The organism is Streptomyces sp. NPDC086549 (genome assembly GCF_044746205.1).
In the GTDB taxonomy this organism is placed as follows: Bacteria; Actinomycetota; Actinomycetes; order Streptomycetales; family Streptomycetaceae; genus Streptomyces.
The window spans coordinates 292,565-317,074 of record NZ_JBIVBS010000014.1; the positions used below are offsets into that span (position 1 = coordinate 292,565).

Sequence of the window (24,510 nt, forward strand, 5' to 3'; positions counted from 1 at the left end):
CTGCTCGATCGCACTCGTTCGCGGTCGGCGGTTGTCTGTCATGCCCCGAACGGGCACGCCAGACACTTCTTGAAACACGCGGAGGTCCCCTTGCCCCACGGCAATGCTCGCCTGACGATTCACGGCAGGCGGTTGATCATCCAACGCTCCAGCGCAGGTTGGAAACAGCCGCACATCGCCGCAGCGATGGGGGTCTTTCGGCGCTGCGTGAAGCGATGGATCGACCGCCACCGCGTCGAGGGCGACGCTGGCCCGCGCGACCGGTCGTCGAAGCCGCGTTCCATGCCCACCCGCACAAACCTCTCAGGAAGATCTTGGTCGATCCCCTGGCTAGTGCTGTGACCGGGAATGTCCGCCGGCTTGCTGGTCTCGTTGCGGTGCGGGCCGGCTGGATGTCCAAAGACACCTGATGCAATCCGGGGGATGCGGTGGGGGAGCCGGTGCGGGTACGGAGGCCAACCTGTCACCGGACCGGCCTGCAGTGGCAAACCCCTTGGTCAAGGCGCTACCCCTAGGTACCGTGTCGTCCCACGAGAGGATGCCCTGTAGTCCTCCGGGTGCACGTCACGTCCGCCGCTGAGGGGACGTCAGCTGCAGTGCCCGCGTTCTAGCGTCGCTGCCATGACCAGAATCCGTCGCACCGCCGCTGCTGCCGTCCTCACACTCGTCCTGCCGCTGCCCGCGGTCGCAGCGGGTACGGCATTAGCCGCACCCGCATCCGAACACTCCGCCGCCGCGGCCTCGGACCCGTACGGACTCCATCCGGAGCTCCCCCGCCCGACCGGTCCGCACGCGGTCGGCCGCGAAATCCTGCACCTCGTCGACAAGCACCGTCAGGACCCCTGGGTGCCGTCGGCGGGGCCGCGGCAGCTGATGGTGTCGATGTACTACCCGGCCCGGCTCGGGACGGGCGGACCGGCTCCGTACATGACCACCGAGGCGGCCCGGCTCATGCTGCAGTTGAAGCTGCCGGGTACCACCATCCCGGCCGAGGCGGTCAGCGGGACCCACACCTGGGCGCGTTCCGACGCACGACCGGAGCACGGCCGCTTCCCGCTGGTAGTGCTCTCGCCCGGGTTCACCATGCCGCGCACCGAGCTCACCAGCCTCGCCGAGGACCTGGCCAGCCGCGGATACGTCGTCGCTCTCGTCGACCACACCTACGAGAATTCCGGCACCACCTTCCCCGACGGGCAGACGCTCACCTGCGCCATCTGCGACACGCCCTCTACCGGCGGTCCCGGGGCCATAGCGGAGAGCCGGGCGAGAGACATCTCCTTCGTGATCGATGAGCTGACCAGCCGCCGCCACCCTGGCTGGCAGTACGCCCACATGATCGACCCCAGGCGGATCGGGATGGCCGGGCACTCCCTCGGCGGCGATGCCGCCGTCACCACCATGGCAGCGGACAAAAGAGTGCGGGCCGGAGTGAATCTCGACGGCACCATGTTCGCGCCGGTCCCCGCCACCGGCCTCGGCGGTCGTCCCTTCATGCTGGTGGGCCACGACTTGGGCGGCGTGGTGGATGACACCTGGGCGAGCGGCTGGGCGAATCTGGACGGCTGGAAGCGCTGGCTGACGGTGTCGGGTTCCAATCACGCCAGCTTCACCGATGTGCCGGTCCTCGCCGAGAAGCTGGGCATTCCCGAGCCCCCCGGTACGACGGTCTCCGCCCAGCGGGCGGTGCAGATCACCCGCACCTACGTCGGGGCGTTCTTCGACCTGCATCTGCGCGGCATCCCTGAGCCGGTCCTCGACGGGCCCTCCGCGGCAAACCCTGAGGTCGGCTTCCACCCCTGACGGACCCGCACACACCGACGCGGCTGACACTCCGTGTGGGTCAGACCCGGCGAACATCCCCGGTCACAGCACTACTAGGCGCAGCCTGCTCGCCCTCAGCCGTTGAAGGAACGATGGCCGGTTCCGCGAGGCTGTGGGGCTTCGCGGGGGAGAGGTGGCCAGTGCTGTGACCGGGAAGGTGTGTTCGTTTCATCCCGCGGTCGGGGCATTCGAAGGCCAGTTGTCCCGCAGGGGTTTGCATGGATGGTTGCTGCGGGACCACATGATTGTCAGCGGGGCTGATAGTTGAGGGTTCCGAGGGGCCAGTTCGTGGACAGCCAGGTCGTGACCGCCGCTTGCAAGGGCGCGTCCAGCTCGGCTCTGTCGGCACGGACCCAGGAGCGGACGTCGGTGTCATGGTCGTCGCTGCGGGAGGGATAGATGTAGACGCACCCGATCACCTCGCCACTTGCGGTCTCGATGACGGTGTAGGTGAATCCGCGGCGCTGAGCGAAGTCGTCCGCGTGACGCTGCAGGTCGACGAGGTTCGCCTCCAGGGTCATCCCGTCCGCAGGAGGCCATCCTCGGTCCTGGAAGCCCGGGGTCGCACGGATGTGCTCGATGCTGCTGGTCCAGGCGGCGTGGTCAGCGGCGTTGTGCTGGGGTCCCAGAGGTTCCAGACGGAACTGCGGGGTGATCAGGTCCGCGGGGACGACGAAGTCGTCGGGGACGAGGGCATGGTCAGTCATGGGGCCGAGGCTATGAGGCAGGGCTCACGGGTTGCACCTGGATTGATCACGCCGCTCGTGCGGCGGGGCGGCCCCACCGGATGCTCTTCTCGCTGCGGATGCGAGCGCGTTCCCTGCGCTGGGCGGCCAGGACGTCGGGGGTGGCGGGCGTTGGTGTTGCGCCAGCGCAGGTAGCGGTGCAGGGCCCGGTCTGGACGGTGTGGTTGGAGTTCGCCAGGGTGAATTGCCGCAGTGGTCCGAAGTCAGGGCGGTCAGCGTTGGCGGCCGCGAAGGTGCCGAAGGGCTCCCCAGCGAAGCGGGGCCGACCGCCACTCTCAGTGAAGGCCTCGTGGGCCGGGGTCCAGGAAGGCGTGACGATCCCGCTGTCGAACAGCCCGGTCGACTTCGGGAAGCCAACCGGCGCCGCTATCAACGAATTAGGTCGGGTGCGTAGGCCGGCAGGAAGTGAAGGTGATCCAGTCGTGGGTGTCAATGAACTCCCGCATTCGGCGGTCTTTGTGCACGTTGAGGTTGTCCCACACGAGCACGATTGTGCCGAGCTGCTGGTGGGCGGCGACGAGCAGGTCGCGGTAATCGGTCCAGGCGAGACTGCGTCTGCCGCCCCGCTTGTGATCGGCGTGCCGCTTGGGCCGGTAGATCAGGCGTGAGCGTTCGCCCGGCTTGTAACAGGCCGAAGCGGGCAATCGCTGCACCCTTGCCCCGCCCTGTCACCCCAGGTAGGCGGGTGCGACAGCGGAAGTCATCAGTCGGCGGGCCGTGCCGCTGCCGTCTGAGGGGACGGTCCACAGGTCTGAGCCGTAGTCGCCGGGAAGGGCGTAGACGAGGGTGGAGTCGTCGCGCCACAGGGCCTGGTCGTCGATGTTGCGCTGCTCGGCGGTTGCGGTCTCGTTCATGGTGTGCAGATCGAGGACGTACAGCCGCCAAGGGGCGTCGGGTGAGGCCCCCGGGACGCGTTTCTTGTAGGCGATCCGGGAGCCGTCGGGCGAGAGCGAGGGGCATTCGACGTTGCGGTGGACGGTGGTCAGGGTGCGTGCTGCGACGTCGCCCCGCACGAGGTAGGTTCGGCCGCCGGTTGCCAGCGTCGCGTAGAAGTGGGTGTCGTCGGCGAAGGTGACACCCCATATGTTGATGTCCGCGGCGCGGTAGGTCCGGCCGTCCTTGATGATGCGGAACGTCTCCAGGTTGTCGTCGATCGCCCAGGTGCGGGTGTCGACGATGGCGGTGCGGGTGGAGAAGTTGGTGCCGGCATAGGAGTCTCCGCTGACGAAAACCGTCCAGGCCACCAGATGGCCGGAGGGTGCGACCCGGGCCCGGGTGGGGATACCTGCTGCCGGGAAGTGGTGCAGCTCGTGCAGATGCGAGTCGAGTACCACTGCCCGGTAGATGTCCCGCAGCGTGCCGTGCACGGCCTGCAGGCAGATGCCGGTACCGGCCGTTGCGTGGAAACGCAGGCACTTGACGCCCGACGCGGTGCGCCGCCCCTGCGGATCGTCGGCGGGCACGGTGGCGATCTCGTCACGGTGCGGTCCCCAGGCCAAGTTGCGTACCAGCAGCCGACGGCCCCCCGCCGGCCGGAGCGAGACGGTACCGACCAGCACGGTCGGACCGTTCGCCTGCTGCTGGTCACGCATGCCCGACCGGTGGGCGGCGTACAGCACCGCCCCGGTGCCGACGCTCCCGAGCAGAAGGACGGCGACGAGCAGGATCACGAGGCGGGTGGTTCTTCTCATGCAGGCACCTCATCGGCGGTACGGAGAACGAAGGAGGCCACGACGGCACTGACGGCCAATGCGACGGCGGTGACGGCCAGCGCGTTGCGCTCGCCCCACAGCTTCCAGGCCGCGCCGAAGGCGAGCGAGCACGCGAATCGGGCCAGCGCCTGGCCGGTGCCGACCAGCGCCTGCCCGGCACCCTGGTGTCGCGCCGGGACGGCCCCTGCGGTAGCGGCCGCAAGGATTCCGTCGGTGGCCGCATAGAAGGTGCCGTGCAGCACGAGGACGGCAACCACGGCCGGGACACCGCGCCAGGGGCTGAGCACCAGGCCGTAGCCGAGCAGCAGGACGCCGTGGCCGGCCAGGAAGAGCCGTCGGCGGCTGATGCGGTCGCCGAGTGCGCCGAGCGGGACGGCGAGCATCAGGAAGACGGCGGCGGTGCCCAGCGGCAGCAACGGGAACAGGTGGGCAGGCAGGTTTTCTTCGCGCTGGAGCAGCAGATAGAGGAAGGAGTCGCTGACGGTGGTCAGGCCGAGCAGAGCCGCGCACACGGTGAGCCGACGCAGCTGCGGGCGGCGCAGCAGCCCGAGTGCATCACGCAGCGTCGGCCGCTCTGGCTCGGGCGGCTGTGCGGGACCGGCGGGGCAGATGTGGCGGGGCACGAAGAGCACCAGCACCAGGACCCCGAGCACGGCGACACAGCCGCTGACTGCGAAGACCGCGTCGTAGCCGTCGACGGTGGCCCGCAGCACGGCGAAGGCGACGAGCGGGCCGAGCAGCGCGCCGGTGGTGTCCATGGCGCGGTGCACGCCGAACGCCCGACCCCGGTGCTCGGGTTCGGTGGCCAGCGAGATCATCGCGTCCCGGGGGGCCGTGCGCAGCCCTTTGCCGGTGCGGTCGGCCGCGAGCACGGCGCTGATCGCGGGGAGGGTGTGGGCGAGCAGCAGCAGCGGTTTGCACACTGCTGACAGGCCGTAGCCGACGCCTGCCACGATCTTGTGGCGGCGGTCTCCCCGGTCGGCGAGGTGGCCACCGGCCAGCCGGACCAGGGCCCCGACGCCGTTGTTGATGCCGTCAAGGAGCCCGAACCCGAGGGGGGACAGGCCGAGGCCCGCCACCACGTAGAGCGGCAGGACGGCCGTGACCATCTCCGAGGAGACGTCCGTGATCAGGCTGACCGCACCCAGGGCCAGCACGGTACCGGGCACAGCGGCCGGCCGCCGACCCGGACGGGTGTCCGGGGCGACGGCGGGCTTGGTGCTGCGGGAGTCCGCGAGATACACGGGCGTCAGTTCCAGATGCCGGTGATGTCGGATGCCGAGGCGGCGTTGCCCGCGTGCGTGGTCAGACCGGCCAGGTCCTCGACGGTGCGCAGCACGTTGTAGTGGTTGTAGGTGGTGGCGGTGGAGCTGCCGGGCGTGACGTGTTGACCGTAGAAGACGGTGGGGATGCGGTTGCCGGACAGCTTGTTGTCCTCGTCGAAGGTGATGGCGAGGATGCTGTTGTGGGTCTTGGCCCAAGTGGCGTAGGCACCCAGGTTGTTCTGGATCCAGGTGTCGCCCGTGGAGACAGAGCAGTCGTGCATGTCACTGCACAGGTTCGGTACGACGAAGGAGACCTTCGGCAGGGTCGTGTAGTCGGTGGGGAACTGCGTCATGGTCTTCGCGCTGCTCAGCGGCACGTTGGAGAAGCCGAACCACGGGTTGTGCTTCTGCGCGTACTTACCGCTGCTGCAGGTCGTCGAACCCTGGCTGGGCAGCGACTCGTTGTAGCTCGCCCAGGTCTTCCCGGCGGCGATCAGCTCGGAGGCGAGGTTGGGCGCGGAGATGGAACCCACCGTGACACAACTGTCGTCGGTGCGGCCCTGGTTGGAGCCCGAGAAGAGCATGTAGTAGTTCGGCTCGCTGGGGTGGGTGAGGCCGTAGGACTGGGTGAGGTTGGCGCCACCCGCCTTGAGGGTGTTGTTGATGTACGGGGCGCTGGAGCTGCCGATGACCTGCGAGTAGGCGTGGTTCTCCATCACCACAACCACCACGTGGTCGGGGGTCGGGAGAGCGGCGGCCTGAGCGGGGGAGGCCGTGGCGGCCCACAGACCGATCGACGTGGCGGTGAGGGCGACAGCACCGGCGAGTGCGGTGAGCGGGCGGCTGGTGCGCTTGGGAGCCTTGACGGCGGTCATGACTGTCCTCCGGACAGAAGTGACGGTCGTGTGGGGAGCGGCGCGGCAAACCCTAGGAGCCCCAAGCAGGGTCTGCGTGAAGGACAGAAGAACGGTTGACTCCGCGAGGCAAACGCCACACACAGGCCGCGCAAAGCAACGGCTTGCTGAGCAGGCATCACCCCACGGCTGACGCAACGTTCGATGCCCGCTGGTCCTTGTTCGAGCCGGCCTTCAGCGCCCGGCGAGCAGATGGACCGGACCAGGCGCAACACCCCGTGCGGGACGCGAGCGCCACATGATCAGCGACGCCCTCGGCCTGTTCCCGGCCGTCCTGGTGACCACTGCGTCCTTGCGTCGGCGGAGGCAACTGCCGTTCGGGCCGACCGTGGCGCCCCGAGCGTCCGTTCTCCTCATACCGCCGCTGGTACGTCGGACAGCGGCCGTTGGCGCTGCGCCGGCGCGCAGGTGGCGGTGCAGGGCCCGGGCCTGCGCGAGGTGTCAATCCCCTCGCAGCGTGGAGACGAGCTATGCGGCCAGCCCCTCGGCGAGGGTGGCGCGGTAGTCACATGAACCCGCGGCGTTCGAGGACGCCGTCGACGCTGCGTTACTGCCCGTCGTAGGCGCCGGTCAAGGTGATTTCGCACGCGTCAGCGTGCGGCCGGCGACCTGGCGCACGGCAGCGCAGTGCAGCAACCTCGTCCCCCGCTATCGCCCATCGCGTCGGACAGCTTGCAGATCGCGGCGCACCACTTCCCGGCCGCGGAGAGTCCAGGTGGGTGAGCTGCCTGGGCCGCCACGGGTGTGTCCCGGCTACGGCGGCATTGACCAGGCACCCTCCCTGGCTGACGGGAAGTCAGGTAGAACCAGCGGAACGCTCTGAGGGTCCCCTTTCTTTTCAGCGGTGTGTGCCGTGTCACGCACTCAAAGGGCTGCCCAAGTTGTCTGCATCACAGCGTAAATGTCCAGTTGGTGTCCATCCTCGAACGCATACCGACTTCCGAAGTGGAGCCATTGGCGTTCTCTCGGGCGCGAAGTCCGAAGTGGGCCATGGCACAGCACTCGTGACGTTCTTCCTTGTCCCCCCGGAAAGGTGCCCATCGTGACCGCTTACCTCTGCCCTCCTGCCGTGATACACGGCGAGCACGCCGTGGAGACCAGCCAGATCGTTGCGGAGGTGCGCGACCGGCACCCGCACGCGGCGTGGACGCCGCGGATCGACGGCATCGCGGCCAGCACGGGCATCGAGACCCGCGGATGGATGCTTCCGCTGGAGACCGCCGTCGCGCCGGGCAAGGGCGGCGGCCTGCGGGCTGTCGGCATGGGACCGGTCCAAGAGGCGCTGGCGCGCGACGGGTTCACCCAGCAGGACGTGGACCGCGTGATCGCCGCCCTCGAGGCGATACCCGCGCCGCAGACCGTCCAGGAGCGCACCGCGCCGGCCTGGGAGGCCGTGCAGTCCTACGGGGAGCGTGCGGCGCGCGGGGCCCTGCAGATCGCCGGGCTGGACGCCGCAGACGTCGACTGCCTGATCACCAGTCACTCCACCACCCCGGCGCTGCCGGGTCTGGACATCGCCCTGGCCAACAAGCTTCCGCTCCGCAACGACGTGATGCTGCTGCCGGCCACGCAGTGGGCCTGTATCGCGGGGACCCGCTCCCTGGCCCTTGCGGCGGAACTCGTGGCCGCGGACCCCGACCGGGTGGTCCTGGTCGTGATCGCGGAGGCGCTGAGCACGACCTACCAGCCCGCGGACGACACCCTCGAGTCCCTGATCGTCCGGTTGCTGTTTGCGGACACCGCGGTCGCCGCGGTGGTCACGGGTCGCCGGAGGCGCGAGTCGGTGCTGCGGCTGGACGCTGCCTGGCACCACACCCTGCCCGGCACCCAAGACCTGCACCGCCTGGACACGCGGTCGGACGGCAACCACTTCGTGATGGACCGGCGCGGGCCACGTGCCGTACAGGAGACGGTCACCGCGATGTGGGAGTGGCTGCGCGTCCGTTACCAGGACGACCCCGACTCCTGGCACCCCGACGTGCTGCTCGCCCACCCCGGCGGGACACGGGTGCTGGAGTACATGGAGCAGACGATGCCCGACGCGTGGCCGTCGGGGCTGCTGGACTGCAGCCGGGACAGCTACACCAGCGGCAACCGCGGGGGCGCCGCCGTGTTCGACATCATGCGGCGGGCGCACGACGCCGGGCAGAAGTCAGGCAGTCGCGCCGTCCTGTACGCGGCGGCACCGGGCCTCACCGCCACCGCCCTGGAGGGGGCGTGGCTGTAGTGCGAGCCCGCGCCACCTGTAGCGGCAAACCGCGTTACCCGTACCGGCAAACGGACCGCCCGCATCACCGGTCACGACACCGGTAGCGCTGAGGACGCCGTCCGTACCGTCGGTGGCGCGGGCTGACGGGCACGCCGCGCGTACCCTCGCCGCGCGCCCGTACGCCGGCCGCGTCCCTGCCTTGCAGCCGCGTCACCTGGCGACTTCCGCCCAGACCACCTTGCCGGTGTCCGTCCACCGCACCCCCCACCGGGTGGTGAGCTTGTGCACGACGTACAGGCCACGACCGTTGTCGTCGAAGAGGCCGCCCCGGCTCAGACGTGGCCTGCCGTTGCCGGTGTCGCCCACCTCGCACAGCAGGCCGTGACCGGCCCTGATCAGCCGTACCGTGATAGGGCCGGTGGCGAAGCTCACCGCGTTCGTGACCAGCTCGCTGATCAGCAGCAGTACGTTGTCCAGGGTGTCGTCCCTGGTGTGCCACTGCCGCAGCAGCGCGGAGACCTGCGCGCGGGCACGGGCGGGCGCGTCGTCGCGGGCGGGCAGCCGCCAGGTCGCGGTGTCCCCCTTGCGGTAGCCGATCATGCGCGCGAGCAGCAGGGTCACGTCGTCGCGCTGGCGCACGGGCGCCAGCGCGGAGACGACGTGCCGTGCGCCCTGCTGCAGGGCGTCCCAGGGGTGCACCGTGGACACGGCGTCCGCCAGCCTGCCGATGCCCTCGTCGATGGACTCGGCCGGATCCTCCACCAGGCCGTCGGTGTAGAGGGCGAGCAGGGAGCCCGGGGGCGCGCCGAACGTGTGCACGTCGAACGGCTCCCGGAGCGCGAATTCGGCGCCGAGGCCGGGATGAGGGCGGACCGTGAGCGGGCCCGCGTGCCCGTCCGGGGACACCAGGACCGGGGGGAGGTGGCCGGCGCTTGACAGCGCCACGCGGTGGCTGACCGGGTCGTAGAGGGCGATGCAGCAGGTCGACCCCAGGGCGCTGTAGCCGGCCGTCAGCCCGGTCTCCGCGTCGTCCAGCAGTGACACGGTCTCGTCCAGGTGCTCCAGCACCTCGTCGGGCGCCAGCCCCGCGGACAGCAGCGCGCGGGCCTCCATGCTCAGCTGGCCCATGGTTGCCGCGGCTCCCAGGCCGTGCCCGACGACGTCACCGACCACCAGCGCGGTACGGCCGTCAGGGAGCGGAAAGCTGTTCACCCAGTCGCCGCCGACGCCCGCACTGTCGGGGGTGGCGGGCTGGTAGACGGTGGCTATCTCGATGGTGTCGCCGCCGGACCGGGGCAGAAGCCGGCGCTGCAACGCCAGCACCTGCGTGTGCTCGCGCTGGTGCTGACGGGCCAGGTCGACGTGGTGGACGGTCCTCGCCACCAGTTCCTGCAGGTCGAACAGCTCGCTGTCGCGGAAGGGGGAGTCCGCCCGCCGCCAGACCTCCGCCACGCCCAGTACGACAGGCGGCGGGCCGTCCAGGACCAGCGGTATGCAGGCCACACCCGCCGACCGGTCACCGGGCACCAGGGCACGCATCACCCGCGGACTGCCGAGCACCCGCTCGACCGCCTCCCGGTCGGGTATGACGATGGCCTGCGGGGCATCGTCCCGCCGTACCGCCTGCGCCAGCAGGCGACTCGCGTCGCTGGGAAGATCGTCGCCCGGAGTCACGTAGCCCTCGGGCCACGCCCGGTCCGGCACCAGGGCCGCCCGCCGTAGCCGGATGCGCCCCTGCGCCCGCTCGGTGACTCCCTCACCCGTCCACACGGCGAAGTCGAGATCGACGGCGGCCACGTCTCCCCAGGCCAGCAGGGACTCCGCCAGCGACTGCGCGGTCTCGCCGATGTCCAGCGAGGTGCCGATAGCGGTCTCGGCGGCGTACAGGTGCAGCCTCTTGGCCATGGCGATCACGGAGACGGTCAGGCCTTCCTGAGGCACCGCGGCGGGCAGGATGCTCAGCGAGACCACCAGCTCCGACCCGTCGCCGCGCCGCAGGCGCTGGATCCGGGCGACGTGCGCTTCACCGGTTTCCAGGACCTGCCGCAACCGCCGTGTGACCGTCGGCACGTCCCCGGGAGGCAGGAGATCGACGAAAGGGCCCCCGACCACGGCGTCCAGACCCGCGAATACGGGGGCGTCCAGATTGCAGCGGCTGATTCTCAGATCCCTGTCCAGGTTGACCGCGCCGAGAATCTGATCCTGACGGCTGGCTGCCGCGTTGTCGGGTACGCGTCGGCTGGTGGTGCTGTCGCCCTGCGCGTCGGCAGGACCGGCGGCCGCTGCCGCTCCGCCGCTCGGGATGTAGCGCCCGAGGGCGCTGCTGACCAGGTCGAACGGCGAAGAAGGCGAAGGGGAGGGTGTGGAGTCCATACGGCTCTCTCAGCAATCCCCGGCGCAGCGCCGGGGCCGTACTCGGACCCGTCCCACGGGGCCCGGAGATCCTGACGGCACACCTCATTGAATAACACCGGGAGTCGCTTCGCCTACATCAGCGGATCACGCGGTGAACGCGGACAGTGAGGAATGCCGCGGCCGGAGGGGTCGTGCTCACCTTGCCGGGGGCCGCCGCCCACCAGGATGTGACGACCGCCGCAGGACCACTGGGCGCCGCCGGCTCCGGTGAGGTCCAGGCACGCCCTGGCGGAGTCCGGGGCGGTCAGTCTGAGGGAGGTGGCCCGGGAGACGGGCCTGGGCCCCAAGATGGTCCCCAAGTACCTTTCGAGCACAGCGCCGTCCGCACCACCGAGGCGACGTCGAACGGCAGGCCACGAAGGAATCCGGTCGACGAAGTCGCCCCGTTGATCGACGCGATGCTCCGGCCCGAGATCCTCATCAAAGGCGCCGTGGTGCACGAGCGCTTGGTGAAGGAGTACGGCTCGACGATCAACTGCCAGTGCGTCAAGCTGTATCTGCAAGAGGCTGGAGCGAGGCCTTGGCATAGACGTTCCGTGGGGTGAGCGGTGCCGACAAGGATGTCTGAGCGGGCCACGAGCTGCGCGAGGGTGTCGAGTGGCGCAGGTTCCGCGCCGTGGTGTTTGTTGGCTAGCCGGCGCGAACAGTCAACGGATGAGATGAGAGGGAACGTCCTTGCTTGACCACGAGAGCACTGGCGCCACGCCCGGTCCCAAAGCGCACGAGCTGGCCCGGTTGTACCTCGATACACTCGAAGACCTCATGGACCCCAAGGAGTACGCGGACCTGCGCGCCCTTGTTTTCGTCTTGCTGGAGGCCATGGGCGAGCCCATGGGCCTGGACGACCCCCCCGGCGGGCGCCGCCTGGACATCGACCTGACTCCGGCCGTGCACGACGAGTGGCTGACCATCATGGGCATCCTCAGTAGCGGCCGGATGGACCAGCGGATCGTCGAGGTCGGCGACGGCTCCCGTACTGTCACGGACAGCGAGACCGCCGCCGACCCCGAGGCGCTGCGCACCTTCTGTGCGCGAGTCCGGAAACGGAACCGGCTGCGCTGGGAAGAGCGGGACACTCTCAATGGCATAGAGGCCGCCTCCAGCTAGTGTCCTGCGCCAGTAGTGGTGCTCTCGGTGGACGAGAAGTCGCAGATCCAGGCCCTGGACCGGTCCCAGCCGGTGCTGCCGATGATGCCGGGCATGCCCGAGCGGCGCACCCACGACTACGTGCGCAACGGCCTGACGACCTTGTTCGCCGCGTTCGATGTCGCCACGGGTGAAGTCATCACTGCTCTCCACCGCCGGCACCGGGCCGTGGAGTTCAAGAAGTTCCTGATCCGGATCGACAAGGAGGTGCCCGCTCACCTGCAGGTCCACCTGATCGTGGACAATTGCGGCACCCACAGGACTCCCGCGATCAAGGTCTGGCTGGCCAAACACCCGCGGTTCGAGCTGCACTTCGCCCCCACCGGCTCCTCCTGGATCAACCAGGTCGAGCGGTGGTTCGGCTACCTGGCCCACCAGATGATCCGTCGTGGCGCACACCAGAACATCCAGGCCCTGGAAGCCGACATCCGCGCGTGGGTCAAGGACTGGAACGAAGACCCCAAGCCCTTCATCTGGACCAAGACAGCCGAAGAGATCCTCGACTCCCTCGCCCGCTTCTGCCGACGGATCTCCGGCGCAGGACACTAGAGGTGGAGCAGTCGTTGGGTGATCTCCCGGTACTGCCTCAGCGCGTGCCGGAGTTCGTCGGACTGTGTCTCGGGGGCCTGGTCCTGCCAGCTGGCGCGGAGGAGACGCCGCTGTTCCGCGAGGGCGTTCACAAGCTGGGCGGTGGCTTCGTCGTAGGCGCTCTCGGCCTCTTCCAGCGCCTCGAACGGGGTGTCGGCGAAGGTGTTGAGGGCGTGCCTCAGGCGCAGGACGATCTTGTCCCCTTCGGCCGACGGGAGCAGCGGCTCCGGGCCCGGGGTGCGGCGTTCGGCGGGGCCCGGGGGTTGGCCCGCGGGCTGCTGGGCGCGTGTCTGGTCGTACATCATCGGGTGCCGCTTCCGTTCCGCCTGAAGGCGTCCTTGGTCTTCTCGACGGCCTGTTTCAGGCTTCCGGAGATCCGGTCGATCCTGCCCCGGCGCTGCAATCGCCTGTTCCGGGTGACCCGGCCGAGGTCTTCCGTGATCCTGCCCTTCATCGTCTGCGCCTTGTTCCTGATCGTTCGTGCAACGGTCATGGCCGGCCTCGCTGTTGTCCGGTAGGTGGGTTCCCGCGGGGTCTGGGCGAGACGGGAAGGCGGAATGCTTCGCCGTGAGTTCCGAAGTGGCATGGCCCTACGCCGTGCCGCCAGTCAACGTCCACCGACGGTCCGTGTCAACGCGGTGGCCACGAGATCCGGGCCGCCTCGTTTCGGAGCGTGCGGGAGTACGGTGGAGGAAGTGAGGGCACTTCGTATGCCGGTGTCCGGACCGGTCTCGTCCTCGCCATTCCCATCACAGGGGCAGCCCCTGACCCCGGCCGCGCCGCCCGCACCGAGGCCGAGGAGCCCCGCATGTCGCTCATTTCCACCACGTCCACGACGGCGATTCCGTCAAACCCCGCCCTGCCGCCCCAGGTCTACGACGGCACCTTGCCCTTCCCGCCGAACGGCCCGGTGCCCGCACGTGGCGGCGGGGAACGGCTGTACGTCACGGTGACGGCGGTGATTGTCGTCCTGCCGTTCGTGGCGCTCGGCATCGCCGGCTGGCTGCTGTGGGGGCGCCTCATCCATCCCCTCGACATCGTGCTCGCGGCCGTCCTCTACACGGTCACGGGCCTCGGCGTCACGGTCGGCTTCCACCGCGGTCTCACCCACGGGAGCTACCGGGCCGTGCGCCCCGTGCGCATCGCGCTCGCGGTGGCCGGGTCGATGAGTTTCCAGGGCGATGTCATCGGCTGGGTCGCCACACACCGCTGCCATCACGCCTTCACAGACGAGCCCGGCGACCCGCACTCCCCGTACCGCTATGGAACGCATCTGCGCGGCCAGTTGCGCGGGCTGCTGCACGCCCACGTCGGCTGGCTGTTCCGCAACGACCGTACGCCGGTGGAGCATTATGCCCCCGACCTGCTGGCCGACCACGACATCCGTGCGGTCGACCGTGCGTTCCCGACGTTGTGTGTCCTCACGCTCGCGCTGCCGTTCGGGCTGGGCTGGGCAATCGGCGGCACCTGGGTGTACGGCGTAACCGCCTTGCTATGGGCGGGACTTGTGCGTATCGCACTGCTCCACCATGTGACGTGGAGCGTGAACTCGCTGTGCCACGTGATCGGTGAGCGCCCGTTCCGCACCAGGCGCCACGACCGGGCCACCAACTTCTGGCCGCTGGCCCTGCTCTCCTTCGGCGAGAGTTGGCACAACCTCCACCACGCCGACCCCACCAGCGCCCGGCACGGCGTCGACCGAGGCCAGATCGACCCGTCGGCCGCGGTCATCCGCCTCCTCGAACGCCTCGGCTGGGTGTACGACGTGCGCTGGCCGACTCCGGCCCGTGTTGCCGCCCGTCGCGCCTGACGCCAACCATTCGTCCGCGTATGCCAGTTGCCAGGAGCTCCTCATGACCACTGCACTGCAACCCCCGCTTCCCTCCCACCCCGTCCTGCGCCTGCGCCTGGCACCCCACGGGAGCATGCCCCGGCCCATCGACGGAGCGTGGTGGCCAGGCTCGTACGACCTGCTCGCCGAACTTCCCCGGCTGCTCGCCGGGTTGCCCCGCGCGTGGGGCAACATCAGCAGCGTCACGGTCGACGGGCCGATGTGGTCCGCTCCGCCGGGCCGGATGCTCGTCGCCAACCAGGTCGTACGACTGCATCGGAGCCTGACGGCATCCGGCCCGCGCACCATCGTCCTGCTTGCTCCCGGCCGGGGGCGCTGGGACCTGCTGGTCGTGCCTCCGGATACGACCGCGGAGGTCGCCGAACCGCTCATGGCAGCCGCCGCGGGCGGTTGTGCCTGATCCGGTCCACCACGGACTGCCCGGGCGATTCACCAGGGCGCTGACGGCAGGGCGATGAAGGCGGCCGTCACATCCCCGCCATCAGTCGGCCGGGCTGTCCGGTGCCGGCCTCGTACGACGAGGAAGCGTCGTTGGCCTGTTCCGCCGTCATGAGAGCGGTCGCGGTCAGCTGCGGGACGGTGCTCGCGCTCGCGGCGGCCAGCAGCCGGGCGGCCGAGGGGGCGCCGGTCTCCGGGGGTATCACCAGGAGGTCCCAGCGGCCTGCGGTGTAGGACAGCAACAGGATCCGGTGCGGATCCAGTTCGGCGGTGAACCAACCCACCTTCACCACATGGCCGTTGACGATGACTTTGCGCGGGATGACGGGCCAGTGGAGGGGGTTGACTGCGATGCGGGTGATCCGTCCCCACAGCGGATCCAGCACGTCTGCCAGAGCGGAGAGCTCGCTCATCAGGTCACGTGAACGAGGCCACCAGGCGCCGTCCAGCTCGCCGGGCCCGCGGGAAGGGCTCAGGGGTTTCAGCGCGAGGCGCGCGGTCGGAGCCCTGAAGGGCACGGCCCGTAGCGGAGAACGGTCAGTGGTCGCGGACATCGCGCGAGCCTGTCTCCGGACCCCTGCGCGTGGGCAGTTGCCCGGTGTCGTTGCTCACCGGGAACGACACCGGTATCGGGGCCGGCGTGCGAAACACTCCCGATGAGTTCACGCTACTCCCTGGAGAGGCCGAACGGACGGCTCCTGGACGTCGGCTCACTTCCGTGGACGGTCATCCCCCCGAGGAGCGGCTGGTCTCCAGCCAGGACCGGGCGGGTTCTGCCGCCCGGGTGGTGTCCACGGTGACCTGGAGGCGGGTCCCTCCCTCGGCGCCGGCGGGATAGCTGCGCTGCTCGGTGGCGGCGAAGCAACGACGGAGAACCTCCGCGACGCGACGGGCCACCTCGGGGGAGGCAGCGACAATGCGCACCTCGGCGTGCCCGTCCGAGGGTGTTTCCGTGGGCTGCATGGCGACCTCGTTGTGTGGGCACGAATAAATGTCCCCGTCTTTCACTCCACTCCGGCGTGGCCGCCTGGCCTCCTCCTGTGACCGGCGAGCCTCCCGGCGCTGTGAGCCGCGGAGCGCCGTGAAAAACTGAGGGATCCACTCTGTGCTTCTCGCCGGCAGATAGGCTGGCGAGCGCGATAGCCGACTCCGACTCTCCGCGCGTGACCAAGCTGCTGCCGGACACCGTCCACCAGGCGGTGAAACCCGGGACGGCTGTCGTACGGCTGGAGACGACACACGACCGGCAGGGAGTTCTCGACGGGCCATGGTGGCCGCGGGCCCGTGACATCGCCGCCGAGCTTCCCGCCCTGATCGCCGCACTGACCGAGCACCTCGGGCCGGTCACACGCGTCGGCCTGGATGCCGCCGCTTGGGAAGAACTGCCGACGCGACTGATCATCGACGACCGCGTCGTGCACGTCGACTCCTTCCCGGTCGGCGACGACTCCGTCCTCATCACCCGAGGCGAGCAGGACCACTTCTCCCTCCTCGTGATCCGGCCGCACGCGACGCCCGACGCGGCGCGCGCCGCGATGGCCGAAGCCGTCCGCGCCGACAACGTGACGCAGGCCGAACGGATCCTCATCGACACCGGCACCGGCCGGGCATGTCCGACCCCCGCGGAAGACCGCCGTACTGGCCGTGAACAACCTGGGACACGAGGGTGGTCAGCCGTGGTGGTCCCCGGGTCGGCCCGGCGCCGAGATGTGCGCAGTGTCGAAGCCGCCGGAGATGATCCGCGCGGCGAGCTCCGACAGGCGCAGGTGACGGGCGCGCGCATACGACCGGAACGCGGCGAAGGCGTCGTCGACGGAGGTGTTCCAGCGCTCCGCCAGTAAGCCCTTGACCTGTTCGACCAGGATGCGGCTGGTCAGCGCGTTCTCCAGCTGACTGTTCTCGACGTGCGACTGCTCCAGCGTGCGCTGCTGCAGGATTGCGATGGTGGCCACGTCGGCGAGCGCCTGGGCGAGCGCGATGTCGTCGTCGCCGAGGCGCTGGTCAGTGGTCTGGAAGAGGTTGAGTGCGCCGACGACGCGGTTGCGCAGGCGCAGCGGGATGGCGTGTGTGGTCACGTATCCCGTCTCGCGGGCCCGTGCGGCGAAACGTGCCCAGTCGGCGGTCCCCTCCGCCCGTGTCAGGTCGATGTTCGTCCGAGCGGTGCCGGTGCGGTAGCACTCGACGCACGGGCCCTGGTCGTGCTGGAGCGCGAACAGTTCCAGCAGGCGGGTGTGCTCGTCCGAGGCGGCGATGATCTGCAGTTCTCCGTGCGCGTCCGCAAGCAGGATCCCGGCCGTCGACACGTCGAGCAGTTCGACGCAGCGCCTGGACAGCCGGTGCAGCAGGTCGATGACGTCGAAGTCCTCGACGAGAGAGTCCGCGACCTCCACGAAGATCTCGGCCAGACGTAGTTCGCGGGCCATGCCGATCATCCCTTTCCACCAGCGCGCGAATACGGCCCGCTCACATCGTCGTCGAAACGGAGCCGGCGGGCGACCACGTCCTGGACGACCTCGCCGAGGGAGCGCTCACTGCCGTAGGTGTGGGCCCGCAGGCGCAGGAGGGCCTCCTCCATGGACACGCCCAACTGGACGCTGACCATACCCGTGGCCTGGTGCAGGGCCGCGCGGCGCAGCCCCGAAGGCCACTCCAGGAACATGCCGGGCCCGGGATCGTGCCCGCTCCGGCTTGCGCGCCGGTACCCGTTCAGAATGGCGCCGGTCAGCGCGGCCGCCAGGGCGATGGCGTCCGCGTACTGCTGCTCGCTCAACCGCCGGTCTCCGTCGCACAGCACGGTCAGTACGCCGACCCGGATGGCCCCGATGCCCAGTGGCAGGCAGCACACACCGTGTACGCCCATATCCCGCGCGGCCGGCAGCAGCGCGGGCCACCGCTCGGGGCGCACCCGGTCCAGGTCCGGCTCCACCACGGGCGTACCGGTGCGGACCGCGTGCGGCCCCGGACCCTCACCCAGCGTGAACTGGAGTTCCTCGAACCGCGTGCTCAACTCGGGGTGGCACCACAGCGGCTCGGCCGTCCGGCCGGCGCCGACCGGCAGCGACAGCGCGACGCCCTCGGCGCCCAGCGCCCGCGCGCACGCCTGCGCCGGGTCGCCGGCCCAGCCCAGGCGCAGCGACCGCAGGACACCGGCCATGCCGTCGCTGATCACCGTGCTCCGGTCCGCGGCGGCCGGGGCACTTCGGGGTGAGGTGCTGTCCGGCTCGCGCCGCACATCACGTGCCCTGGTCCGACGGCGGGCGGTCAGCGGGTATGCCCTTCCAGGCGTCCTGGGCACTGGCATACCGCGGGAACCGCTCCAGCAGACCACTGGCCTGGAACACGAGGCCGACGCCCGGCCGGGTGTGGACGACCCGCACCCATCCGAGCCGCTCGTGGCAGTCCTCCCACGCCGCGCAGAGCGGGGCCAGGACGCTGCCGTCCATGAACGTCACACCGAGCAGGTCGATGATGAGGAACAGCTGGCCGGTGCCATGGCGGGCGTCCTCCAGGTCACGCGCGAAGGCCGGCGTGGTCGTCAGGTCCAGCTCGCCGCCGGCCTGGACCACACGCAACTCGTCGAACAGGTCGGGATGCGGGCCCATGAGCCCCATCTCCTCTGTCGGTGGGGTGGCTTTCGCCTTGCGCAGGGCCTCTGTTGCGCGGAACGGGACTGCACGGAGAGGGCCGGGGGCACGGGCGGCCGTACGGCCAGCGTACTGCCGTGAAGGGATCGGCCGGTCGCCCTTCTCCAGGTATCCATGGGTGTGACCGAAGGTGTCGTCCCGCGTCGGTTCATGACGGGTTCGAGGGCGAAAAGTGCAAGAGACGGCGTGGGCGGAGGCCGTTGCCCGAACGGACTGTCCAACAAGGACACACTGAGCTCTTTCAGCGTTGCCGCTCCAGGGTGAGGACGGTCGCGGCGATTGACGACATTCGATTCGGGCTGCACCGGGCTCTGTGGAAGATGCGCCAGGACTTCAGACGGGCTACACCCCGCTCCACCGGCGCCCGTGCCCCCGAGAGCGCGCGGTTGACGGTGCGCTGGGTCGGCGACAACCCGCGGCCGGGCGGGCGCCTGACAGGTGTCGTCACCCACGGCCCGGCGCCGAGGTAGGCGCGGTCGGCGAGAACGGGGATGCCCCGGCGCTCGCAGATCCGGATGATCCTGTGGGTGCGGGCCGCGGTCAGGTCGTGCGCACGGCCCGGCAAGACAGGCGAGATCCACAGCAGCTGCCTGGCTGGATCGGTCACCACCTGCACGTTCACCCCGTGCCGGCGGTGCTTGTGGGAGTAGTCGGCCCGGCCGTCGCCGACCCGGTCGCACTCGGCCAGGGTGCCGTCCAGCAGGACGTAGTCGGGGTCGGCCTCGTGCAGCGCACGCAGCAGCCCGGGCGCGCGAACGGCGAGCGGCTCAATGACGGCTGTCGGCGATAGCGAGGTCCAGGGCCGGGCCGAGTCGCGTTGAACGCCTGGACCGGCCTCGGCTACCTCACCGCGACCGCGCCCTGGGGCGCCTTCCCGGGGCACACGATCGACGACGTCCAGAGCGGCATCGGCGTCGTGCACAACGCCGTCCTGCTCGACGGGCCCGAACGCACCGTCGTACGCGGCCCGTTCCGCCCGGCGCCCCGGTCGCTGCTGCACGGCGAGCCGTCCCTCGCCCCGAGGCCTCCGTGGTTCGTGACCAACCGCACCGCCGCCGCCACGGGACGACTGCTCACCGACTTCGCCGCGGCGCCCCGCTGGTCGGCACTGCTGGAGATCTTCGCCTCGGCGCTGCGAGGCTGAACTTCGGTATCGGTCAGGCCGGCGGACCGCACATGTGCAGCCGCTGTGGGCGTTGCGTGCTGAAGGGCCCCGGAGATCTTCCCAGTCGCGCGTCGGCCGAGCACAGTCGAGCGCCGCCCGGAGCGGGCGCAGGGCACCTCATCGGGAAGACAGTTGATGGGAGCGCACAGCCGCCCGCAGCGGCGGGACGCCGCGGCCCCGGCGGCCGGTATCGGCCGCCGAAGACTTCGCGGCCACGACCACGACAAGTACCGCCGTCTGGTCCGGGGTCTCGGTGTGAAGCCGCCGATCGCCCGCCGTGGCACCGAGCACGGCTCGGGACCTGGCGCCCAACGTTGGGTCGTGGAGCGCGCATTCGCCCACCTGCACTGGTTCCGTCGCCTGCCGACTCGCTGGGAGATACACGACGACAACGTCACCGCCGTCTCCGCGCAGCCGGACTCGACGCCATCGCCGACCTCGGCTTCACCGCCCTGGACGACGACCCCGACAACCCAGTGATCATCACCGGCTTCAAGGCCGCCCGCACCAAACCCCTCACCGCGCGAAGAAGCAGATCAACAAGCTGATCGCCGCCGAACGAGCCGCCTGCGAGCACGCCTTCGCGCACCTGAAGAACTGGCGCATCCTGAACAAGCTCCGCCTCCACGCTCGGCACGCCACCACCCTCCTGCGGGCCCTCCTCGTCCTCACGAACCTCGAGATCGCCCGCTGACAGATGATCTACAGCCCGTTCAGCCGCCCACGGCCAGCACGAGCACCAAGGAGAGCCATCACACCAGCCCCACGACCAGCAACTTCAGGGCAAAAAAAGGGCTCATTGGTGCCGAGGATGTAATCAGGCGTGACGGCCCGGTCTATCTGACTGGGCCTTCATCCTCTCCTGGCTGTTCGTCAGGCATGTCCAGGATGGCCTCTCGGGTGTACTGAGGGCTCGCTGGAGGTGGGGCCACCCCAGGGGCCATGAGTTCGGTGAGGAGCCTGCTCAGGTCATCCGTGGATAGCGCCAGGCCCAGGGTCTGCGCGATGCGCAGAGCGCAGTCCCGGATGGACTGAGCGTCCTTCTCGGGCGCTGCCGTGCTCCTAATCTCGTCACACACTCGGCTGAACTGCTCAGCGCTGATCGTTGGCCGACTTACCGGTTGCGCCATGGTGCGCTCCTCCTGGGAGAGTAGGCCGTTCCACCCGCTCTTCCAGAAAGCGCTGAGCACACCCCAACGGCAACTGGAGAGAGCTGGCGCGCAGGCGCTCGACCAGAGCCGCTCGGACTTCGTTGGCACGCGTTCGGGGCGCACCGCCCCAGGATATTCGAATTCTAGTTCGATAATGTGGGAGGTGGGCGTGATGAACGCGGACGTGACGGCACGTGCGGTGTCGACGGTGATGCATGTGCGCTGCCCGGACCGCGTGCCGGAGGAGACGTACCGGCAGGTGCTGGAGCTGCTGGCCGGCCTGTCCTCGGTGCTGCAGGCCCTGCCGCCGTCCGCGGTCCTGGTGGGGCTCCGGGGCGCCCTGAAGTACCACCGTGTCGACGCCCGCCTGCTGGGCGAGATCCTGCGCATCCGGACGATCTCCCGTCTGGGTGTCGATGTGCGCGTCGGGATCGGCCGACCATCACCGTCGCGGCGACCGCGTCTGCTCAGATCGCCGGGCCCGGCGGCGTGCTGGCCATCGACCCGGACCGTGTCGCCGAGTGGCTGGGGCCCCCGCCGGTGCAGGCCCTGCATGGGATCGGCGCCCGCCAGGCGGAGGTGCTGCAGGAATACGGCATCCACTGCGTCGGTCTGCTCGCCGCTGTCCCCCCCGGCCACGGTGCAGCGTCTGCTGGGCGGCCGCGCCGGCCGCACGGTGGCCGCTTACCGATCGACGGGCTTGTCTGGTCGAACAAGGGTCTTGGTCGGGTGATGGTGATGCGGTCGGTGCATGTAGGCAGGGCCTCGCGGTAGCTCGGGGTTGTCGAAGCCAACGAGCACCAGGAGGCCCTGTTGCCGCAGTCTTTCGCGCTCGCGCCCGTGGAGTCCAACGCGTCGTCTCCGTCGTGTGACTGCCTCGCGCACAGGTTCGGCAACGCGGCGGACCGGCCGGAGCGCTCCACCAGGCGTTTCGCCTTCGACCGCAGCCCCTCGACCTTCGCTGGGACCACCTGCAGCCCCAGGGCACGGCCAGCTGTTGGCAGCGCATCCCCTCCCGGCCCGCCGACTCCAGCACCGACACGATCCGCTGGTAGTCCGCCGCGAGCACCGACGTCGACATTGCTTCACTCCGGTGCGCCACCGGCGAGCCCGTCATCGCGCCCCGCACCGGCTCTGCGACTGCCGAAGACACGGCTCCGCCAGCACCTCGGCCACCGTCGCCCGGGCATCCACCAGCCGCTCAAGCGCGCGTTCCGCTGCACCGAGCGCTGCCTGCACCCGCTCGGCCTCCTCCCGCAACCCCGCGATCTCTTCCCGGACCCTCTTCTCCCGGGCCTCCAGCAGACCGAGCACCGACGGCACCAGCCACCTCCACGAGCCGGACAAGCGGACCAACCACGCCCATCTCTCCCGCCACCGACCGCAGTTCATGCCCACCTACCCCGAACCAACCGATCACGTTCGGAAAGTGGATGGCGTCTGAGAACAGGTCCGGCCGCGGTAACCGGTGATCTCACCCAGGGAGCGTCCGATCGCGGGGTGAGCCGGTTCGCCGGCCGGGCCCCTTCTTGCGGGCCCCGGCAGCGTTCTGGTGGGCGCGGACGATGGTGGAGTCCACGGCGACGACCCAGCCCAGGCCGCCCTCGGCATCGGCCTGGGCGAGCAGGGCGGTGAAGACCCGGAAGGCGTGGTCTTCGGGCGGATGACGCCTCGCCAGCTCACCAGGCCTTGCCGGCCTGCTCCCGGATCGTGCGGTTGATCCGATTGAAGAAGTTGGTCAGCGCGATCTCCAGGATGATCGCGTTCAGCTGCTCGCCGGTGAAGTGGTCGGCGGCGGCGTCCCAGATCTCGTCGGTCACGCCGGGAGCGCCGTCCTGGATCCGGGTGGCGGCCTCGGCCGGCGCGAGCGCGGCCCGCTCCTCGTCGGTGTAGAACGGCGTCTCGCGCCACGCGACGCCGTTGTGCAGCCGCTCGTCGGTCTCACCGGCCTTCTTCGCCGACGCGATCGAGGCGAAGACACACGGGCTGCAGCCGTTGATCTGGCTGGCCCGCAGATGGACCAGCGACAGAAGACGCTCATCGACGCCCCCGGCGTGAATCGCCTTGTTGAGCTGCTGGATCGCTCCGAGTACCTCGGGCTTCGCTGAGCCCTTCATGCGTGCTTCCATCGTTCCTGCTCCTTCATCGGTTACCTGTGCCGGTCCGGGCTCGTCATCCCCATGACGGAGCGGATCCGAGGAAGGTGACAACATGTCCGACATCAGTCCGGCGGACCCGATGGGCGAGGCGTTCGAGTCCCAGCGCGACCGGCTGCCCGCGGTCGCCTACCGCATGCTCGGATCACACGCCGACGCCGAGGACGTGGTCCAGGAGGCATGGCTGCGCCTCTCCCGCCAGGAGACGGCGACCATCCACAACCTCCCCGGACAGAACACCTAGCGGTCACCGCGCGCTCGAGGTCGGCGGTGTCGTCATCGGCGACGTTTCGTCCTATCGCGCCGACCAGATGCCGTACGGCGGCGCGAAGCAGTCCGGTGTGGGTCGTGAGGGCGTGAAGTTCGCGATGGACGAGTACACATACGAGCGCGTGCGGGTCCTGACCGGTCTCGCGCTCTGACCTGCCACGGACAGATCGGAAAGAACGGCCGCGGCCCACTGTGCGGGGCTGCGGCCGTTCCTATTGTCGGGTAAAGGATTCGGCATCGTCGATTCAATTGCCTTGTCCTGTGCATGACTCAGCCGATGGGATGCATGATGACCATTTCGTCCGACTCCGGACCACCCAGGGGAATTCATGCACATAGCCCGTGCCGGGCGCGGCGTCGCGGCTTCCGCGACCGCCACCGCTGCCCTCGTCGCCGCCGCACTGGCGGCCACCTCGCAGGCCGGCGCCACCACCGCCGCGCCCGCCGCCGTACCGCACACCAAGGCGGTTCCGGCCATCGCCGGGCACACCCTGGTCCACGGCGTGGCCAGCCCGCTCTCCAGCGAGCAGTGCCAGGCCAAGTGGCACATCGCCTGCTACACCCCGCTCCAGTACCGCACCGCGTACAACCTCAACCCGCTGTACCGGAAGGGCATCACGGGCAAGGGGCGCACGATCGTCATCGTCGACTCGTTCGGCTCCCCGACGGTCCAGCACGACCTCGACATCTACAGCAAGCAGTTCGGCCTGCCCAGCACCAAGGTCAAGGTGGTCAAGTGGGGTCACGTCCCCGCCTTCGACCCCAAGAACGCCGACATGACCGGCTGGGCCGGCGAGACCGCCCTGGACGTCGAGATGGCCCACGCCGTGGCGCCCGACGCCAAGATCGTCCTGGTGGAGACGGCGGTGTCCGAGACCGAGGGCACCACCGGTCTGCCGGAGATGATGTCCGCCGAGAAGCATCTGATCGACCACGGGGTCGGCGACGTCATCACCCAGAGCTTCGGCGCCACCGAGAACACCTTCCCCGGCTTCGGCAGGGGCGACTTCTCCAGCAT

The 24,510-nt window shown here is 69.7% G+C and carries 23 protein-coding genes and 10 pseudogenes; 16 read left to right on the top strand and 17 right to left on the bottom strand.

The features are described from left to right. Positions 1 to 90 precede the first annotated feature (90 nt). Together ACIPSA_RS36580 and ACIPSA_RS36585 are read left to right on the top strand one after the other, a co-directional pair. Positions 91 to 342: a leucine zipper domain-containing protein gene (locus ACIPSA_RS36580; RefSeq protein WP_402642644.1), complete on the top strand. Its 252-nt coding sequence runs from the start codon at positions 91 to 93 to the stop codon at positions 340 to 342. 279 nt (positions 343 to 621) lie between these two features. Next, a complete protein-coding gene (locus ACIPSA_RS36585) occupies positions 622 to 1,800 on the top strand; it encodes an alpha/beta hydrolase family protein (protein ID WP_402642645.1) in 1,179 nt (392 codons plus the stop codon). Between the two features lie 269 nt (positions 1,801 to 2,069). On the opposite strand, the gene ACIPSA_RS36590 is transcribed toward ACIPSA_RS36585, so the two are convergent. The 6 genes and pseudogenes from ACIPSA_RS36590 to ACIPSA_RS36615 form a co-directional block, all read right to left on the bottom strand. After that, positions 2,070 to 2,528, bottom strand: a complete 459-nt coding sequence (locus tag ACIPSA_RS36590) for a GNAT family N-acetyltransferase (protein WP_402642648.1) — start codon at positions 2,526 to 2,528, stop codon at positions 2,070 to 2,072. A 46-nt stretch (positions 2,529 to 2,574) separates the two neighbouring features. Next, positions 2,575 to 2,802 (bottom strand): annotated as a pseudogene (locus ACIPSA_RS36595) (IS630 family transposase); the annotation flags it as partial. A gap of 143 nt (positions 2,803 to 2,945) precedes the next feature. Then, a pseudogene (locus ACIPSA_RS36600) lies at positions 2,946 to 3,220 on the bottom strand (transposase); the annotation flags it as partial. A gap of 15 nt (positions 3,221 to 3,235) precedes the next feature. Next, positions 3,236 to 4,258 carry a TolB family protein gene (locus ACIPSA_RS36605; RefSeq protein ID WP_402642650.1) on the bottom strand — a complete coding sequence of 341 codons (1,023 nt, stop codon included), beginning with the start codon at positions 4,256 to 4,258 and terminating at the stop codon, positions 3,236 to 3,238. Further along, positions 4,255 to 5,523: an MFS transporter gene (locus tag ACIPSA_RS36610; RefSeq protein WP_402642651.1), complete on the bottom strand. Its 1,269-nt coding sequence runs from the start codon at positions 5,521 to 5,523 to the stop codon at positions 4,255 to 4,257. Before ACIPSA_RS36610 ends, ACIPSA_RS36605 begins: the two co-directional genes overlap by 4 nt. Positions 5,524 to 5,528: 5 nt before the next feature. After that, complete coding sequence (locus tag ACIPSA_RS36615) at positions 5,529 to 6,419, bottom strand: alkaline phosphatase family protein (protein WP_402642653.1); 891 nt, start codon at positions 6,417 to 6,419, stop codon at positions 5,529 to 5,531. A 1,081-nt stretch (positions 6,420 to 7,500) separates the two neighbouring features. Here ACIPSA_RS36615 and ACIPSA_RS36620 point away from each other — a divergent pair. Then, on the top strand, positions 7,501 to 8,685 hold the full coding sequence (locus tag ACIPSA_RS36620; protein WP_402642656.1) for a type III polyketide synthase: 1,185 nt from the start codon (positions 7,501 to 7,503) through the stop codon (positions 8,683 to 8,685). 192 nt (positions 8,686 to 8,877) lie between these two features. Here ACIPSA_RS36620 and ACIPSA_RS36625 read toward each other — a convergent pair whose 3' ends face one another. Continuing rightward, a complete protein-coding gene (locus tag ACIPSA_RS36625; RefSeq protein WP_402642657.1) occupies positions 8,878 to 11,040 on the bottom strand; it encodes a SpoIIE family protein phosphatase in 2,163 nt (720 codons plus the stop codon). Positions 11,041 to 11,289: 249 nt separating this feature from the next. Between ACIPSA_RS36625 and ACIPSA_RS36630 the strand changes: the two are divergent. The 3 genes and pseudogenes from ACIPSA_RS36630 to ACIPSA_RS36640 form a co-directional block, all read left to right on the top strand. Further along, a pseudogene (locus ACIPSA_RS36630) lies at positions 11,290 to 11,600 on the top strand (IS21 family transposase); the annotation flags it as partial. Between the two features lie 244 nt (positions 11,601 to 11,844). Continuing rightward, positions 11,845 to 12,189, top strand: coding sequence for a hypothetical protein (locus ACIPSA_RS36635; RefSeq protein WP_402642659.1), 345 nt, complete (start codon positions 11,845 to 11,847; stop codon positions 12,187 to 12,189). 3 nt (positions 12,190 to 12,192) lie between these two features. Beyond that, positions 12,193 to 12,777: pseudogene (locus ACIPSA_RS36640) on the top strand (IS630 family transposase); the annotation flags it as partial. Here ACIPSA_RS36640 and ACIPSA_RS36645 read toward each other — a convergent pair. After that, positions 12,774 to 13,121: a hypothetical protein gene (locus ACIPSA_RS36645; RefSeq protein WP_402642661.1), complete on the bottom strand. Its 348-nt coding sequence runs from the start codon at positions 13,119 to 13,121 to the stop codon at positions 12,774 to 12,776. The pseudogene ACIPSA_RS36640 and the gene ACIPSA_RS36645 overlap by 4 nt on opposite strands. After that, positions 13,118 to 13,309, bottom strand: a complete 192-nt coding sequence (locus tag ACIPSA_RS36650) for a CsbD family protein (protein WP_402642664.1) — start codon at positions 13,307 to 13,309, stop codon at positions 13,118 to 13,120. Before ACIPSA_RS36650 ends, ACIPSA_RS36645 begins: the two co-directional genes overlap by 4 nt. A gap of 315 nt (positions 13,310 to 13,624) precedes the next feature. Here ACIPSA_RS36650 and ACIPSA_RS36655 point away from each other — a divergent pair, with 315 nt between their 5' ends. Then, on the top strand, positions 13,625 to 14,626 hold the full coding sequence (locus ACIPSA_RS36655) for an acyl-CoA desaturase (protein ID WP_402642666.1): 1,002 nt from the start codon (positions 13,625 to 13,627) through the stop codon (positions 14,624 to 14,626). Between the two features lie 43 nt (positions 14,627 to 14,669). Beyond that, positions 14,670 to 15,068, top strand: a complete 399-nt coding sequence (locus ACIPSA_RS36660; protein ID WP_402642669.1) for a DUF5994 family protein — start codon at positions 14,670 to 14,672, stop codon at positions 15,066 to 15,068. 67 nt (positions 15,069 to 15,135) lie between these two features. Here ACIPSA_RS36660 and ACIPSA_RS36665 read toward each other — a convergent pair whose 3' ends face one another. After that, a complete protein-coding gene (locus ACIPSA_RS36665) occupies positions 15,136 to 15,660 on the bottom strand; it encodes a DUF5994 family protein (RefSeq protein WP_402642671.1) in 525 nt (174 codons plus the stop codon). Between the two features lie 172 nt (positions 15,661 to 15,832). Continuing rightward, positions 15,833 to 16,069 carry a hypothetical protein gene (locus ACIPSA_RS36670; protein WP_402642672.1) on the bottom strand — a complete coding sequence of 79 codons (237 nt, stop codon included), beginning with the start codon at positions 16,067 to 16,069 and terminating at the stop codon, positions 15,833 to 15,835. A gap of 176 nt (positions 16,070 to 16,245) precedes the next feature. Here ACIPSA_RS36670 and ACIPSA_RS36675 point away from each other — a divergent pair. Further along, positions 16,246 to 16,749, top strand: a pseudogene (locus ACIPSA_RS36675) (DUF5994 family protein); the annotation flags it as partial. Positions 16,750 to 16,776: 27 nt separating this feature from the next. Here the strand turns inward: ACIPSA_RS36675 and ACIPSA_RS36680 are convergent. The 4 genes and pseudogenes from ACIPSA_RS36680 to ACIPSA_RS36695 all read right to left on the bottom strand — a co-directional run. Beyond that, positions 16,777 to 17,538, bottom strand: a complete 762-nt coding sequence (locus ACIPSA_RS36680) for a GAF domain-containing protein (protein WP_402642675.1) — start codon at positions 17,536 to 17,538, stop codon at positions 16,777 to 16,779. Beyond that, on the bottom strand, positions 17,535 to 18,275 hold the full coding sequence (locus tag ACIPSA_RS36685; protein ID WP_402642677.1) for a GAF and ANTAR domain-containing protein: 741 nt from the start codon (positions 18,273 to 18,275) through the stop codon (positions 17,535 to 17,537). Before ACIPSA_RS36685 ends, ACIPSA_RS36680 begins: the two co-directional genes overlap by 4 nt. Positions 18,276 to 18,339: 64 nt before the next feature. Further along, a complete protein-coding gene (locus ACIPSA_RS36690; RefSeq protein ID WP_402642681.1) occupies positions 18,340 to 18,708 on the bottom strand; it encodes an STAS domain-containing protein in 369 nt (122 codons plus the stop codon). A gap of 283 nt (positions 18,709 to 18,991) precedes the next feature. Further along, positions 18,992 to 19,531 (bottom strand): annotated as a pseudogene (locus ACIPSA_RS36695) (transposase family protein); the annotation flags it as partial. 135 nt (positions 19,532 to 19,666) lie between these two features. Here ACIPSA_RS36695 and ACIPSA_RS36700 point away from each other — a divergent pair. From ACIPSA_RS36700 to ACIPSA_RS36715, 4 genes and pseudogenes are all read left to right on the top strand, one after another. Then, positions 19,667 to 19,894 (top strand): hypothetical protein, encoded by a 228-nt coding sequence (locus ACIPSA_RS36700; protein ID WP_402642683.1) that lies wholly within the window; start codon positions 19,667 to 19,669, stop codon positions 19,892 to 19,894. Between the two features lie 153 nt (positions 19,895 to 20,047). After that, positions 20,048 to 20,305 (top strand): annotated as a pseudogene (locus ACIPSA_RS36705) (IS5/IS1182 family transposase); the annotation flags it as partial. After that, positions 20,193 to 20,609 carry a transposase family protein gene (locus ACIPSA_RS36710; RefSeq protein WP_402642686.1) on the top strand — a complete coding sequence of 139 codons (417 nt, stop codon included), beginning with the start codon at positions 20,193 to 20,195 and terminating at the stop codon, positions 20,607 to 20,609. The pseudogene ACIPSA_RS36705 and the gene ACIPSA_RS36710, both read left to right, overlap by 113 nt. 629 nt (positions 20,610 to 21,238) lie before the next feature. Beyond that, on the top strand, positions 21,239 to 21,799 hold the full coding sequence (locus ACIPSA_RS36715; protein ID WP_402642688.1) for a hypothetical protein: 561 nt from the start codon (positions 21,239 to 21,241) through the stop codon (positions 21,797 to 21,799). A gap of 380 nt (positions 21,800 to 22,179) precedes the next feature. On the opposite strand, the gene ACIPSA_RS36720 is transcribed toward ACIPSA_RS36715, so the two are convergent. Further along, complete coding sequence (locus ACIPSA_RS36720; RefSeq protein WP_402642690.1) at positions 22,180 to 22,389, bottom strand: hypothetical protein; 210 nt, start codon at positions 22,387 to 22,389, stop codon at positions 22,180 to 22,182. A 356-nt stretch (positions 22,390 to 22,745) separates the two neighbouring features. Further along, on the bottom strand, positions 22,746 to 23,195 hold the full coding sequence (locus ACIPSA_RS36725; protein ID WP_402642691.1) for a carboxymuconolactone decarboxylase family protein: 450 nt from the start codon (positions 23,193 to 23,195) through the stop codon (positions 22,746 to 22,748). A gap of 82 nt (positions 23,196 to 23,277) precedes the next feature. On the opposite strand from ACIPSA_RS36725, the pseudogene ACIPSA_RS36730 reads away from it, so the two are divergent. The 3 pseudogenes from ACIPSA_RS36730 to ACIPSA_RS36740 all read left to right on the top strand — a co-directional run. Then, positions 23,278 to 23,454 (top strand): annotated as a pseudogene (locus ACIPSA_RS36730) (sigma factor); the annotation flags it as partial. 16 nt (positions 23,455 to 23,470) lie between these two features. Beyond that, positions 23,471 to 23,644 (top strand): annotated as a pseudogene (locus ACIPSA_RS36735) (aldehyde dehydrogenase family protein); the annotation flags it as partial. Positions 23,645 to 23,821: 177 nt separating this feature from the next. Further along, positions 23,822 to 24,510 (top strand): annotated as a pseudogene (locus ACIPSA_RS36740) (protease); the annotation flags it as partial.

What these genes read in the sequence shown, in the direction of transcription:
- ACIPSA_RS36585 (WP_402642645.1), top strand. Translation starts at nt 622, where the DNA reads ATGACCAGAATCCGTCGCACCGCCGCTGCTGCCGTCCTCACACTCGTC.
- ACIPSA_RS36680 (WP_402642675.1), bottom strand. Translation starts at nt 17,538, where the DNA reads ATGATCGGCATGGCCCGCGAACTACGTCTGGCCGAGATCTTCGTGGAG.
- ACIPSA_RS36715 (WP_402642688.1), top strand. Translation starts at nt 21,239, where the DNA reads ATGAACGCGGACGTGACGGCACGTGCGGTGTCGACGGTGATGCATGTG.
- ACIPSA_RS36660 (WP_402642669.1), top strand. Translation starts at nt 14,670, where the DNA reads ATGACCACTGCACTGCAACCCCCGCTTCCCTCCCACCCCGTCCTGCGC.
- ACIPSA_RS36650 (WP_402642664.1), bottom strand. Translation starts at nt 13,309, where the DNA reads ATGACCGTTGCACGAACGATCAGGAACAAGGCGCAGACGATGAAGGGC.
- ACIPSA_RS36635 (WP_402642659.1), top strand. Translation starts at nt 11,845, where the DNA reads ATGGACCCCAAGGAGTACGCGGACCTGCGCGCCCTTGTTTTCGTCTTG.
- ACIPSA_RS36625 (WP_402642657.1), bottom strand. Translation starts at nt 11,040, where the DNA reads ATGGACTCCACACCCTCCCCTTCGCCTTCTTCGCCGTTCGACCTGGTC.
- ACIPSA_RS36655 (WP_402642666.1), top strand. Translation starts at nt 13,625, where the DNA reads ATGTCGCTCATTTCCACCACGTCCACGACGGCGATTCCGTCAAACCCC.
- ACIPSA_RS36670 (WP_402642672.1), bottom strand. Translation starts at nt 16,069, where the DNA reads ATGCAGCCCACGGAAACACCCTCGGACGGGCACGCCGAGGTGCGCATT.
- ACIPSA_RS36665 (WP_402642671.1), bottom strand. Translation starts at nt 15,660, where the DNA reads ATGTCCGCGACCACTGACCGTTCTCCGCTACGGGCCGTGCCCTTCAGG.
- ACIPSA_RS36605 (WP_402642650.1), bottom strand. Translation starts at nt 4,258, where the DNA reads ATGAGAAGAACCACCCGCCTCGTGATCCTGCTCGTCGCCGTCCTTCTG.
- ACIPSA_RS36725 (WP_402642691.1), bottom strand. Translation starts at nt 23,195, where the DNA reads ATGGAAGCACGCATGAAGGGCTCAGCGAAGCCCGAGGTACTCGGAGCG.
- ACIPSA_RS36590 (WP_402642648.1), bottom strand. Translation starts at nt 2,528, where the DNA reads ATGACTGACCATGCCCTCGTCCCCGACGACTTCGTCGTCCCCGCGGAC.
- ACIPSA_RS36615 (WP_402642653.1), bottom strand. Translation starts at nt 6,419, where the DNA reads ATGACCGCCGTCAAGGCTCCCAAGCGCACCAGCCGCCCGCTCACCGCA.
- ACIPSA_RS36690 (WP_402642681.1), bottom strand. Translation starts at nt 18,708, where the DNA reads ATGGGCCCGCATCCCGACCTGTTCGACGAGTTGCGTGTGGTCCAGGCC.
- ACIPSA_RS36645 (WP_402642661.1), bottom strand. Translation starts at nt 13,121, where the DNA reads ATGATGTACGACCAGACACGCGCCCAGCAGCCCGCGGGCCAACCCCCG.